Annotated in this window: 8 protein-coding genes and 1 riboswitch; of the genes, 5 read left to right on the forward strand and 3 right to left on the reverse strand. The window is 69.8% G+C overall.

The features are described from left to right. Positions 1 to 53: 53 nt before the first annotated feature. Positions 54 to 210, forward strand: a riboswitch (TPP riboswitch). Next, complete coding sequence (gene thiC, locus OG698_RS24395) at positions 203 to 1,987, forward strand: phosphomethylpyrimidine synthase ThiC (protein WP_406105409.1); 1,785 nt, start codon at positions 203 to 205, stop codon at positions 1,985 to 1,987. Its footprint overlaps the riboswitch before it by 8 nt. 93 nt (positions 1,988 to 2,080) lie before the next feature. Here thiC and OG698_RS24400 read toward each other — a convergent pair whose 3' ends face one another. From OG698_RS24400 to OG698_RS24410, 3 genes are all read right to left on the reverse strand, one after another. Beyond that, the gene (locus tag OG698_RS24400) at positions 2,081 to 2,953 is read right to left on the reverse strand and encodes a hypothetical protein (RefSeq protein WP_406105411.1); all 873 of its coding nucleotides are present in this window, start codon (positions 2,951 to 2,953) and stop codon (positions 2,081 to 2,083) included. 183 nt (positions 2,954 to 3,136) lie between these two features. Beyond that, entirely contained in the window at positions 3,137 to 4,333 is a 1,197-nt protein-coding gene (locus OG698_RS24405; RefSeq protein WP_406105413.1) for a metallophosphoesterase family protein, read from the reverse strand. A 218-nt stretch (positions 4,334 to 4,551) separates the two neighbouring features. After that, positions 4,552 to 5,664 (reverse strand): LacI family DNA-binding transcriptional regulator, encoded by a 1,113-nt coding sequence (locus OG698_RS24410; protein ID WP_406105415.1) that lies wholly within the window; start codon positions 5,662 to 5,664, stop codon positions 4,552 to 4,554. A 412-nt stretch (positions 5,665 to 6,076) separates the two neighbouring features. Here OG698_RS24410 and hisC point away from each other — a divergent pair, with 412 nt between their 5' ends. The 4 genes from hisC (at position 6,077) to cydD (ending at position 13,447) form a co-directional block, all read left to right on the forward strand. Then, positions 6,077 to 7,156 (forward strand): histidinol-phosphate transaminase, encoded by a 1,080-nt coding sequence (gene hisC, locus OG698_RS24415; RefSeq protein WP_406105417.1) that lies wholly within the window; start codon positions 6,077 to 6,079, stop codon positions 7,154 to 7,156. A 215-nt stretch (positions 7,157 to 7,371) separates the two neighbouring features. Then, on the forward strand, positions 7,372 to 8,901 hold the full coding sequence (locus OG698_RS24420) for a cytochrome ubiquinol oxidase subunit I (protein WP_406111249.1): 1,530 nt from the start codon (positions 7,372 to 7,374) through the stop codon (positions 8,899 to 8,901). A gap of 20 nt (positions 8,902 to 8,921) precedes the next feature. After that, positions 8,922 to 9,926, forward strand: a complete 1,005-nt coding sequence (gene cydB, locus OG698_RS24425) for a cytochrome d ubiquinol oxidase subunit II (protein WP_406105419.1) — start codon at positions 8,922 to 8,924, stop codon at positions 9,924 to 9,926. 26 nt (positions 9,927 to 9,952) lie between these two features. Beyond that, positions 9,953 to 13,447 (forward strand): thiol reductant ABC exporter subunit CydD, encoded by a 3,495-nt coding sequence (gene cydD, locus OG698_RS24430; protein ID WP_406105421.1) that lies wholly within the window; start codon positions 9,953 to 9,955, stop codon positions 13,445 to 13,447. Positions 13,448 to 13,485 lie beyond the last annotated feature (38 nt).

The raw sequence follows: 13,485 nt of genomic DNA on the forward strand, positions 1-13,485 counted from the left end.
ACGGCAGGGGCCCTCTGTTCAGCACGCCAGAAATGACGCTAGCGTGGGGGCACCTTTGCACACGCGGGAGCTCGGAGCACCGGGCTGAGAGGGCGCTGACCTCCGCTTCGGCGATGTTTCACATGAAACATCGCCCGACGGAAGCCGCTGCGTCGACCGCCGAACCTGTTACCGGGTAATGCCGGCGTAGGGAGTAGGTCTCATGACCACATCGGACGCGCGCACGCCTGCCTCCAACCTGTCCACAGAGACGGGCGAGGCCGGGAAGTCCATTGGCTGGCACAAGGGGTACGTCACGGGCTCACGCCCCGACCTCCAGGTGCCGGTCCGCCAGGTGCACCTCACCAACGGCACGGCGGTCACGCTCTACGACACGTCCGGGCCGTACACCGATCCGAGTGTCGACACCGACGTCCGCAGGGGCCTTGCCCCGCTGCGGGAGAACTGGATCATCGGCCGCGGCGACACCGAGGAGTACTCGGGCCGCCCGGTCCGCCCCGAGGACGACGGGATCAAGCACACCTCTCCGCGCGGCGGCCTGCGCAACCTCGACGCGGTCTTCCCCGGCCGCCCCCGCCAGCCTCGTCGCGGGCGGGACGGCCGGGCGGTGACTCAACTCGCGTACGCCAGGCGCGGGGAGGTCACGCCCGAGATGGAGTACGTGGCCATCCGGGAGAACGTGGACCCCGAGGTCGTCCGTGAGGAGATCGCCGCGGGCCGCGCGGTCCTGCCGGCCAACGTCAACCACCCGGAGATCGAGCCGATGATCATCGGCAAGCGGTTCCTGGTGAAGGTCAACGCCAACATCGGCAATTCCGCGGTCACTTCGTCGATCGAGGAGGAGGTGGAGAAGATGACATGGGCGACCCGCTGGGGCGCCGACACCGTCATGGACCTCTCCACCGGCCGCAACATCCACACAACGCGCGAATGGGTCCTGCGCAACTCCCCCGTCCCGATCGGTACGGTGCCGCTCTACCAGGCGCTGGAGAAGGTCGACGGCCGCGCCGAGGAGCTGACCTGGGAGATCTACAAGGACACGGTCATCGAGCAGGCCGAGCAGGGCGTGGACTACATGACGGTCCACGCCGGTGTGCGGCTGCCGTACGTCCCGCTCACCGCGAACCGCAAGACGGGCATCGTCTCGCGCGGCGGTTCGATCATGGCCGCCTGGTGCCTGGCGCACCACAAGGAGAGCTTCCTCTACGAGAACTTCGCGGAGCTCTGCGAGATCCTCGCGGCGTACGACGTCACGTACTCGCTGGGTGACGGCCTGCGGCCGGGCTCGATCGCGGACGCCAACGACGAGGCGCAGTTCGCCGAGCTGAAGACGCTCGGGGAGCTCAACACGATCGCGAAGAGCTTCAACGTCCAGACGATGATCGAGGGCCCCGGGCACGTCCCGATGCACAAGATCAAGGAGAACATCGACCTTCAGCAGGAGGTGTGCGAGGAGGCGCCCTTCTACACACTCGGCCCGCTGACGACCGACATCGCCCCCGCGTACGACCACATCACCTCCGGCATCGGAGCCGCGATGATCGCGTGGTGGGGGACGGCCATGCTCTGTTACGTCACGCCCAAGGAGCACCTGGGCCTGCCGAACAGGGACGACGTCAAGACCGGCGTCATCACCTACAAGATCGCGGCCCACGCGGCGGACCTCGCCAAGGGGCACCCGGGCGCCCAGGACTGGGACGACGCGCTCTCCGACGCGCGGTTCGAGTTCCGCTGGGAGGACCAGTTCAATCTGGCCCTCGACCCGGACACGGCACGGGAGTTCCACGACGAGACGCTCCCGGCCGAACCGGCTAAGACGGCCCACTTCTGCTCGATGTGCGGGCCGAAGTTCTGCTCGATGAAGATCTCCCAGGACATCCGCCGGCAGCACGGCGGGACGAAGAGTGAGATCGAGGAGGGCATGGCGGAGAAGTCCAAGGAGTTCGCCGCCGCGGGCAACCGGGTCTATCTGCCGATCGCGGACTGACCTCGTCCACGCCCACGCGGGCGCCGCGCGCTGTCCACCGGTCGCCTTTCGCGGCCGGTGGACAGGGTGTTCCGGGACCAACGCCCGTCGGCCCTAGTCCGGCTTGTGGTCCGGGCCTCCGAAGTCGGGGCTTGTGAAGTCCGGGCTCGAGTACGTCGGGCGCGGGCCCGCAGGGGAGCCGCCGTCGGTGCCCGGGCTGCTGAACCCGGGCCTGTTGTACCCGAGGTGCGGCATGCGGCCCGCTGCTCCGGGGCCGCCCCCGCGACTGGCGGGGGCCGGCGGCGGTTCCGCGAGCGCCTCCCGGAGGAACGGCAGGATGCCGCGCTCCAGGAGCACAAGGCACCAGGCTTCCCTGGCCCGGTCCACCTCCTCGTTCGACTCGGTGTGCGCGCCGGCCTGCAAGGACGTCGAGCCGTTGCGGAGAGCGGTGAGCAGCAGGCCCACTCCGGCGACGAGGATGCCCGCCACCGTGAGCGCGCCGAACACCCAGCCGGCCGTCAACAGGGTCTGGGCGAACGCCGGTTCAGGATCGAGCATCTTCAGGATGTAGCCGACGAGCAGGAAGATCGCGGCGGCCGTCCCGGCGAGCACGGGGGCGAGCACCGCGACGACGGCTATGACGCCGGCGCCGGTGGTCTCCGCCACCTCGCCCACGGTGGCGGCCAGGCCGATCGCTCCGTTGCCGGATTCCGCCGCGCTCTCTCCTTCGCGCAGCTGACGCACGGGCCGGGGCGAGGCGCGCAGATCGGCGCGGACCTTCACGTAGTTCTGGTACTCGGTCGCGGCGGCGGCCGTGATCAGTGCGGTGGCGTTGAGCGCCATGGTGCGCAGTTGTTCGGGGTTGAGCCGCTTACCCACTGCGGCGAGATCAGGGCGGTCCGGTGCGGTACGCAGCGCATCATCGAGGATCCGCTCGAACTCGGGGCGGTCCTCGTTCAGCAGGTGCGGAGCGCTGTTCATGTGCATCCCCCGATGCTCCGTAGGGCTTGGGGGCTCGCATGGGTGCGAGCCGTCGGGCAGAAACGGAGGGGAGCCTGCTACGGATAAGCCGATGGTAGAGCGGCGACGGCACGCGGTGACAGGGGGTTTTCCGAATTCGGCCCGGTGGCCGGACTGAGCCCCCGTTCGGTGCGCCTGCCCGGGGAACGCCTAGCTATCCATGGGGAGTTGCTGGACCAGCAGCTTTCCGGCCATGGTCACTCCGCCGTCCATCGCGATCGCGCGCCCGCCCGCGTACACATGCGGGCCCTCGATCTGCGGGCGGCTGTCCTCGGATCCGTCCGCCGCGTCCTCGGTGCCTACCTCGCCGAGGAGGTACGGGATGGGGCTGTGGCCGTGGACGACGCGCGCGCCGCCGTAGGTGTCGAGGAGCTCACGCACGGCTTCGGGTCCGGATTCGTCGCGGAACGCGAAGCGCTTGGTGAATTTGCGGAAGAGGTCCCAGCACTCGTCCGCGTCGTTACGCGTGAGAGTCTCGCGGACCGTGTCGTTGACCGCCTCGATCGAGTCGCCGTAGTCGAGGTACGAGGTCGTGTCGGAGTGCATCAGGAGGTGGTCGTCCTCCAGCTCGATCGCGTCGAGCCGGGACATCCACTGGAGATGGACGTCCTGGAGGCGGTCCATGTCCGACTTCTGCCCGCCGTTGAGCAGCCAGGCCGCCTGGAAAGTGGCGGTGCCGGCGCCCGAGTTGACCGGGGTGTCGCCGAAACGCTTGGCGCCGAGCAGGAGCAGTTCGTGGTTGCCCATGAGGGCCTTGCAGTAGCCGCCGGCGGCCGCGGCCTCCGCGGACAGGCGCATCACGAGGTCGATGACGCCGATGCCGTCGGGCCCGCGGTCGGTGAAGTCGCCGAGGAACCAGAGTCGGGCGGTGCCGGCCGACCAGCTGCCCTCGGCGTCGATGAGTCCCTGCTCGTACAGGGCCGCGATCAGCTCGTCTAGGTAGCCGTGCACGTCGCCGACGACGTACAGCGGGCCGAGCCCCTCGGCGGGACGGGGCGCGTGCTCGGTGTCGATCTGCACCTGGACCGTGTCACCGCGGTTGATGACCGGCAGGTCGCGCTGGGTGGGCGTGTACCCGTCGGGCTGGTCGAACGCGGGGTCCTGAGGGGACGGCTCCGCGTAAGAGGGCTCCGGGTGCGACGCATCCGGGTGTGACGCCGATGGGTACGACGGCTCCTGGTAAGCGGGATCCGGCTCCGCCTGCGCGGGCACGGCAGGGGCGGGCGGAGCGGGGTCGTGGCCGGGCTCCTGGACGTACGCCGGTACGTCATGGACGTACGCCGGAACGCGGAAGTCGCGCAGCGTCGCCGTGCGCACCTCGGGTCCCTGACCGGCCCCCTGAGTCATCGACCCCTCCACCACCATTGCGCCGCCTCTGCACCCGATCGGACTGCCTGGTCGCAGCCGCCCGCGGTGTCGTGCGCCCATCATAGGAATGCGGCTCGCGCTGTGTGATGCACCAGGGGTGGTGAATCGGATCCGGGCGGCTGTTCACCGTGCTTTTCTCCCGAATTGGTACGGGCTTTTCCGGGTGGTCTTCGGGGTGACCACCCGGAAGCCGTCGTTCAGCCGTGTCCCGGGGAGCGGGGCGGGCTGACCGTCGTGCGGGGCGAACGGCGCTGGGACGAGGTCCGGACGATGAGTTCCGTCGGTATCACCTGCTCGACCGGCTGGTCCGATTCAACCCCTTCGATGGCGTCGATCAGTAGCTGGACGACCGCGGTGCCGATGCGCCGGGGCTTGAGCGAGAGGGTCGTGATGGGCGGTTCCGTGGTGGCGTAGACGGTCGATTCGCTGCAGCAGACGAGCAGCAGGTCCTCGGGGACGCGCAGGCCGTACCGGCGGGCGGCGGCGAGCAGGTCCGTGCCGTTGGGGTCGAAGAGTCCGTACACGGCGTCGGGCCGGTCGGGGCGGGCCAGGAGCCGGTCGGCGGCGACGGCCCCCGCGCACGGATCGTGCGCGGGATAGGACTCGTACACGGGTTCCTGCCCGATCCGCTCGCACCAGTGCAGGTACGCGGAGGTGGACAGATGGGTGTACGTGTCCGTGGTCGTGCCGGTGAGCAGTCCGATACGGCGGGCCCCCGCGGCGGCGAGGTGGTCGAGGATGCCGAGGACGGCGGCCTCGTGGTCGTTGTCGACCCAGGCGGTGACGGGGAGCGTGCCGGCGGGGCGTCCGTCGGAGACGACGGGCAGGCCCTGGCGGACCAGCTCGGTGACCACCGGGTCGTGGTCGGAGGGGTCGATGACGACGGTGCCGTCGAGCGCGACGTTCGACCAGACGTCATGGCGTGAGGTGGCGGGCAGGATGACTAAGGCGTACCCGCGGGCGAGCGCCGCCGAGGTGGCGGCTCTCGCCATTTCCGCGAAGTACGCGAATTCGGTGAAGGTGAAAGGTTCATCCCCGTAGGTCGTGACGGTCAGGCCGATCAGGCCCGACTTTCCGGTACGGAGCGTTCGGGCCGCCGCGGAGGGGCGATAGCCCAACCGGTCGGCGACCTCGCGGACATGGCGTCGGGTGGCGTCCGGGAGCCGGCCCTTACCGTTGAGCGCATCGGAGACAGTCGTGATGGAGACCCCGGCGGCGGCGGCAACGTCTCTGATGCCCGCCCGCACCTGCCGGGTGCCCCGGCGGGTGGTCTCTGCCCGGCTCACCTGGTGCTTCCCTGCTGCTGTCATTGCGAGCCGATAGTAGGGCTCATGTGGCGGGGCGGCGTGAGTGCATATGCACGCGTTGACAGGCACGTTTCTGCATGGCCGGAGAGAGTCAATGACCTTGGAAATAAAGGGAGTTGAGCGGATCGACGCCAGGACGTCACTTGTCGGCGCGCGTGGGCCTGCCAAGTCGACGATGTTGCGAGTAGGTCTCAACTCACCTTCACGGGGGATGCGCGCCACGGCGCGAGCTACCGGCGCGCGCTGGAATGGGGAGCGCTCCCTCTCCTTCGTACGCCTACAGGGGGTCCGTGGCCGTCGTCATGGGTGGTGTCGGACGACCACCCGGGAGGTCGAGGGCCCCGGGCCATTGGGGTCTGCCGCGAATCCTCTTAAGGTGAGCAGTATTGAAATGGTGGTCGCGAGGAGGACTGCGGTGAGCGAGACGAGCCCCAAGCTGCGTGCCGAGCTGGAGGGTATTCCCACCTACAAGCCGGGCAAGGCTGCCGCGGCCGGGGGGCCGGTGGCGTACAAGCTGTCCTCCAACGAGAACCCCTATCCACCGCTTCCCGGCGTGATGGAGAGTGCTGTCGCGGCGGCCGGTTCCTTCAACCGCTACCCGGACATGGCCTGCACCGGGCTGATGAACGAGCTGGCGGAACGATTCGCGGTTCCGGTCACGCACCTGGCCACGGGCACCGGATCGGTCGGGGTCGCGCAGCAGCTGCTCCAGGCGACCAGCGGCCCCGGTGACGAGGTCATCTACGCCTGGCGGTCCTTCGAGGCGTACCCGATCATCACGCAGATCAGCGGTGCCAAAGCGGTGGAGGTGCCGCTGACGTCCGGCGAGGTCCACGACCTCGACGCGATGGCCGACGCGATCACCGACCGTACGCGCCTGATCTTCGTGTGCAACCCGAACAACCCGACCGGCACGGTGGTGCGCCGGGCCGAGCTCGAGCGGTTCCTTGACCGGGTCCCGAGCGATGTCCTGGTCGTGCTCGACGAGGCGTACCGCGAGTTCATCCGCGACGCCGACGTGCCGGACGGCGTCCAGGTCTACCGGGACCGTCCGAATGTCGCGGTGCTGCGGACGTTCTCCAAGGCGTACGGGCTCGCGGGCCTGCGGGTCGGTTTCGCCATCGCCCATGAGCCGGTGGCGGCCGCGCTGCGCAAGACGGCTGTGCCGTTCGGCGTGAGCCAGCTCGCGCAGGACGCGGCGGTCGCCTCGCTAAGGGCCGAGGACGAGCTGCTCGGCCGGGTGGGCTCGCTGGTGTGCGAGCGCAATCGCGTGGTCGAGGCGCTGCGGGGGCAGGGCTGGACCGTGCCCGAGACGCACGCGAACTTCGTGTGGCTGCGTCTGGGGGAGCGCACGGCGGACTTCGCCGCGGCGTGCGAGCAGGCCGGTGTGGTCGTGCGGCCGTTCGCCGGCGAGGGGATGCGGGCCACGATCGCGGAGACCGAGGCCAACGACGTCTTCCTGAACACGGCGGCGGCGTTCCGCAAGGAGTTGTAGACCGGGCGGCTGCGGCCGCTCTGTAGCGCGGTGGGGGTTCCCCGGAGTAAGGGGGGACCCCCCTTCTGCTGTCCGGAGCCGGTAGTACATAATGCTTGTGAATGTGAACGCTTTCACAAGCGTGCCCGGTTGATCCGGAGAGCAGTGGGATTAAAGGGGCAAATTGCCGCTGGACCACGGCGACTTAAGGAGATGACGCAGTGGACCCAACGTTGATGGCTCTGGCGCCGGAAACTCTGGCGCGATGGCAGTTCGGCATCACGACCGTCTATCACTTCCTTTTTGTCCCCCTGACCATCTCGCTCGCCGCGCTGACGGCGATCCTGGAGACGGCCTGGGTACGGACGGGCAAGGAGCACTACCTCCGGGCGACCAAGTTCTGGGGCAAGCTCTTCCTGATCAACATCGCCATGGGTGTCGTGACCGGCATCGTGCAGGAGTTCCAGTTCGGCATGAACTGGTCGGACTACTCGCGCTTCGTCGGCGACATCTTCGGCGCTCCGCTCGCCTTCGAGGCGCTGATCGCCTTCTTCTTCGAGTCGACCTTCATCGGTCTGTGGATCTTCGGCTGGGACAAGCTCCCGAAGAAGCTGCACTGCGCCACGATCTGGCTGGTGTCCATCGGCACGATCCTGTCGGCGTACTTCATCATGGCCGCCAACTCGTTTATGCAGCATCCGGTCGGCTACCGGATCGTGGAGCGGGACGGCACCAAGCGCGCCGAGCTGACCGACTTCGCCGCCGTGCTCTTCCAGGAGACGGTGCTCGTCAACTTCTGGCATGTGATCAGCGCGTCCATCCTGGTCGGCGGCGCGTTCATGACCGGCATAGCGATCTTCCACCTGCGCAAGAAGCAGCACATCCGCACCATGCGCATGTCGCTGCGTCTCGGCCTGGTGACGGCCATGGTCGGCACGCTCCTCACCGTCGTCAGCGCGGACACGCTCGGCAAGGTGATGTACGAGCAGCAGCCGATGAAGATGTCGGCCGCGGAGGCGCTGTGGGACACGCAGAAGCCGGCGCCATTCTCGATCTTCGCGTACGGCGATGTCTCCAAGGGCCACAACACCGTCGCCGTCGAGGTCCCCGGTGTGCTGTCCTTCCTCGCCAAGAACGACTTCAACGCCGAGATCCCCGGGATCAACGACATCAACAAGGCGGAGCAGGAGAAGTTCGGGCCCGGTGACTACCGCCCCAACATCCCCACCGCCTACTGGTCGTACCGCTGGATGATCGGCTTCGGCGGTGTCTCGATGGCCCTGTGCACGGCGGGCCTGTGGCTCACCCGGCGCAGGTTCTGGCTGGCGCCGGAGCGACGCACCGGCGAGGACGAAGTGCCCAAGCTGATGCTCACCAAGAACAAGGAGCTGACGCCCAAGCTGGGCATCTGGTGGTGGCGCCTGTCCCAGTGGACGCTGATCTTCCCGATCATCGGCATCTCCTGGGGCTGGATCTTCACCGAGACAGGGCGTCAGCCGTGGGTGGTCTACGGCGTGCTCAGGACCAAGGACGCGGTCTCCCCCGGCGTCTCGCAGGGCGAGGTCCTCACCTCCCTGATCGTGTTCGCGCTGGTCTACGCCGCACTCGCCGTCATCGAGGTGAGGCTGATGGTCAAGTACGTCAAGCAGGGGCCGCCCGAGCTCACCGAGGCCGACCTCAACCCGCCCACCAAGATCGGCGGCCCCGGATCCGGAGATTCCGGCGACGCCTCCGATGCCGACCGGCCCATGGCCTTCTCGTACTGAGACTGAGGAGCTGCTGAGGCATGGAACTTCACGACGTCTGGTTCGTACTCATCGCGGTCCTGTGGATCGGCTACTTCTTCCTGGAGGGATTCGACTTCGGGATCGGGGTCCTGACCAAGGTGCTCGCCCGCGGCCGCACCGAGCGGCGCGTCCTGATCAACACCATCGGACCCGTCTGGGACGGCAACGAGGTGTGGCTGCTCACGGCCGGCGGCGCGACCTTCGCCGCCTTCCCCGAGTGGTACGCGACGCTCTTCTCGGGCTTCTACCTGCCGCTCCTGATGATCCTGGTCTGCCTGATCGTGCGCGGTGTCGCTTTCGAGTACCGGGCGAAGCGGCCCGACGAGAAGTGGCAGACCAACTGGGAGCACGCGATCTTCTGGACCTCGCTGATACCGGCGGTTCTGTGGGGCGTGGCCTTCGGGAACATCGTGCGCGGCGTGAAGATCGACGTGCACAAGGAGTTCGTGGGCAGCTTCTGGGACCTGCTCAACCCGTATGCGCTCCTCGGTGGTCTGGTGACGCTGACGCTGTTCACCTTCCACGGCGCGGTGTTCGCCTCGCTCAAGACGGTGGGCGACATCCGGGTGCGGGCGCGGAAGACGGCGCTGGGGCTCGGTCCCGTCGCCGCGGCCCTCGCGCTCGCCTTCCTGATCTGGACCCAGGCCGACAAGGGCGACGGCTCGTCGCTGATCGCGATGATCGTCACGGTGGTCGCGCTCGTAGGGGCCATCATCGCCATCAAGGCGGGGCGTGAGGGCTGGTCGTTCGCGCTGTCCGGCATCACGATCGTGGCAGCCGTCGCGATGCTCTTCCTGACGCTGTTCCCGAACGTCATGCCCTCGTCGCTCGACCCGGACTGGAGCCTCACGGTCACCAATGCCTCGTCGAGCCCCTACACCCTGAAGATCATGACCTGGTGCGCGGCGGTGGCGACGCCCATCGTGCTGCTCTACCAGTCGTGGACGTACTGGGTGTTCCGCAAGCGGATCGGCACCCAGCACATCGCCGACGCCGCGCACTGAGCCCCTGATACGAGGGTGTGTTTCACGTGAAACCGATCGACCAGCGTCTGCTCCGGTACGCCAGGGCCACTCGCCTCTTCCTGATCGCGGTGGTGGTCCTCGGCGTGGCCGGGGCGGGCCTGGTCATCGCTCAGGCGATGCTCGTCGCCGAGGTGGTGGTGGGGTCCTTCGAGCACGGTCTTGACGTCTTCGCCCTGCGCACACCGCTCCTGCTGCTTGCGCTGGTGGCGGCCGGGCGCGGTGTTGTCTCCTGGCTGACCGAACTGGCCGCTCACCGGGCCAGCGCGGCGGTCAAGTCGGAGCTGCGCGGACGGCTCCTGGAGCGCGCCTCCCAGCTGGGTCCGGGGTGGCTCAGCGGGCAGCGGACCGGATCCCTGGTGGCGCTCGCGACGCGGGGTGTGGACGCGCTCGACGACTACTTCTCGCGCTATCTGCCGCAGTTGGGCCTCGCGGTGGTGGTGCCCGTGGCGGTGCTCGCGCGCATCGTCACCGAGGACTGGGTGTCCGCGGCGATCATCGTCTGCACACTGCCCCTGATCCCCGTCTTCATGATCCTCATCGGCTGGGCCACCCAGTCCCACATGGACCGTCAGTGGAGGCTCCTGTCCCGGCTTTCGGGGCACTTCCTGGACGTGGTCGCCGGACTTCCGACGCTGAAGGTGTTCGGCCGGGCCAAAGCGCAGGCCGAGTCGATCCGCCGGATCACCGGCGAGTACCGGCAGGCGACGATGCGGACCTTGCGCATCGCTTTCCTGTCGTCGTTCGCCCTCGAACTGCTCTCGACACTGTCGGTCGCCCTGGTGGCCGTGACCATCGGCATGCGGCCCGTGCACGGCGACATGGACCTCTACGTGGGACTGGTCATCCTCGTCCTCGCGCCCGAGGCCTATCTGCCACTGCGTCAGGTCGGCGCGCAGTACCACGCGGCGGCCGAGGGGCTCGCCGCCGCGGAGGAGATCTTCGCCATCCTGGAGACCCCGGTGCCGCCGTCCGGCGCCGGAGCGGTGCCCGCGGCCACCGGTGTCGCCTTCGACGGAGTGACCGTCCGCTATCCCGGCCGGTCCACGGACGCCGTCTCGGAGGCCGACTTCGAGGTCGCGCCCGGGGAGACGGTGGCGTTCGTCGGCCCGAGCGGCGTGGGCAAGTCGACGCTGCTGAGCGCGGCGCTCGGATTCGTCCGTCCCGACGCGGGGCGGGTCCTCGTCGGGGGCGCCGATCTGGCCGGTCTCGACCGGGAGGCGTGGCACGCGCGCGTGGCCTGGGTGCCGCAGCGGCCACAGCTGTACGCCGGGTCGGTCGCGGACAACGTGAGGCTTGCGCGGCCCGACGCGTCGTCCGCGGAGGTCGAGGAGGCGCTGCGCGAGGCGGGGGCCCAGGACTTCGTCCGTGCGCTGCCCGACGGTGCGGACACCCTCCTCGGCGAGGACGGGGCCGGGCTCTCCGCCGGGCAGCGGCAACGCCTCGCCCTGGCACGGGCGTTCCTCGCCGACCGGCCCGTGGTGCTGCTTGACGAGCCGACGGCCGCCCTCGACGGCGAGACCGAGGCGGGGATCGTCGAGGCGGTCCGCAGGCTTGCCGCCGGCCGGACCGTCCTTCTGGTGGTGCACCGTCCCGCGCTGCTGGCCGTCGCCGACCGGGTGGTGCGTCTCGACGTACCGCGTTCCCCTGCGGTGGCGGGGGAGCCTGCGGTACGACCCGTGCCGTCGGCCGAGGCGGCCGACGTGCCCGTCCACGCAGAGGACCGTCACGTATCCGATCACTCCGGAGAGAGCCGGGGCAGTGTGCTCGCGCGCGTGCGGCGTGCCGCGCGGGCGCGGCGGGGGCGCCTTGCCCTCGCGCTGCTGCTCGGAGCGCTCGCCCTCGGCAGCGCCGTCGGGCTCATGGCGACCTCCGGGTGGCTCATCTCGCGGGCCTCGCAACAGCCGCCCGTGATGTACCTGATGGTCGCCGTCACGGCGACACGCGCCTTCGGGATCGGCCGCGCCTGCTTCCGGTACGCCGAGCGGGTCGTGTCGCACGACGCCGTGCTGCGGATGCTGGCCGACACCAGGGTCGCCGTCTACCGGCGCCTTGAGCGGCTCGCCCCCGCGGGCCTGCGCGCGACGCGCCGCGGCGATCTGCTCTCCCGGCTCGTCGCCGATGTGGACGCCCTCCAGGACTACTGGCTGCGCTGGCTGCTGCCCGCGTCGGCCGCCGCGGTGGTCGGTGCCGCCTCCGTCGCGTTCACCGTCTGGATGCTGCCCTCCGCCGGTGCCGTGCTCGCCGCGGGCCTGCTGCTCGCGGGGGTCGGCGTACCGCTGCTCTCCGGAGCCGTCGCCCGCCGCGCCGAGCGCAGGCTGGCCCCCGCGCGCGGGACGCTGGCCACCCGCGTGGCCGAACTCCTCACCGGCACCGCCGAACTGACCGTCTCCGGAGCGCTGTCCGCGCGGACCGCGCAGGCGAAGGCCGCCGACTCCGTGCTGACGCGGATCGCGTCCCGCGCCGCCACCGCCACCGCGCTGGGCGACGGACTGACCGCGCTGATCACCGGCCTCACTGTGGCCGGTGCGGCCCTCGCCGGGGTGCAGGGCGTGCGCGAGGGCCGCCTCGACGGGGTCCAGCTCGCGGTCGTCGTCCTGACGCCGCTGGCCGCGTTCGAGGCCGTCATGGGCCTGCCGCTCGCCGTGCAGTACCGCCAGCGGGTCAAGAAGAGCGCCGAACGCGTTCACGAGGTCCTGGACGCGACGGTCCCCGTACGGGAGCCGGAGGCGCCCGCGCAGGCGCCGCAGGATCCCTTCCCTCTGGTCGTGCGCGGTCTCGCCGCGCGCCACGACGGGCAGGGCCGGGACGCGCTCCACGGGGTCGACCTCACGCTGGAGCGGGGCCGCAGGGTCGCCGTCGTCGGCCCGTCCGGGTCCGGCAAGACGACGCTCGCGCAGATCCTGCTGCGGTTCCTGGACGCGGGTGAGGGGTCGTACACCCTGGCCGGGCAGGACGCGTACGGGCTCGAAGGGGATGCGGTGCGGCGGCTCGTCGGGCTGTGCGCGCAGGACGCGCACCTCTTCGACAGCTCGGTGCGCGAGAACCTGCTCCTCGCGAAGAAGGACGCCACCGACGACGCACTGCGCGAAGTCCTGGCTGCCGCGCGCCTCCTGGAGTGGGCCGATTCGCTGCCCGACGGGCTCGGCACCCTCGTCGGCGAACACGGCGCGCGCCTGTCCGGAGGCCAGCGGCAACGGCTCGCCCTGGCCCGCGCCCTCCTCGCCGACTTCCCCGTCCTCGTGCTCGACGAGCCCGCCGAGCACCTCGACCTGCCGACGGCGGACGCGCTGACGGCGGACCTCCTGTCCGCGACCGAGGGCCGGACAACGCTGCTGATCACGCACCGGATGGCCGGCCTCGACGCCGTGGACGAGGTCATCGTCCTCGACGCGGGAAGGGTCGTGCAGCGCGGCAGGTACGAGGATCTGGTCGCGGTCGATGGGCCGTTGCGCGCGCTGTGGGAACGCGAGCGGGAGGCGGAACTCCTGGTGGGCGCGTAGCCGAGCGGACCGGGTGGCCGGGCAGGACTCGTCCCGAC

Source organism: Streptomyces sp. NBC_01003 (genome assembly GCF_045162695.1).
Lineage (GTDB): Bacteria > Actinomycetota > Actinomycetes > Streptomycetales > Streptomycetaceae > Streptomyces.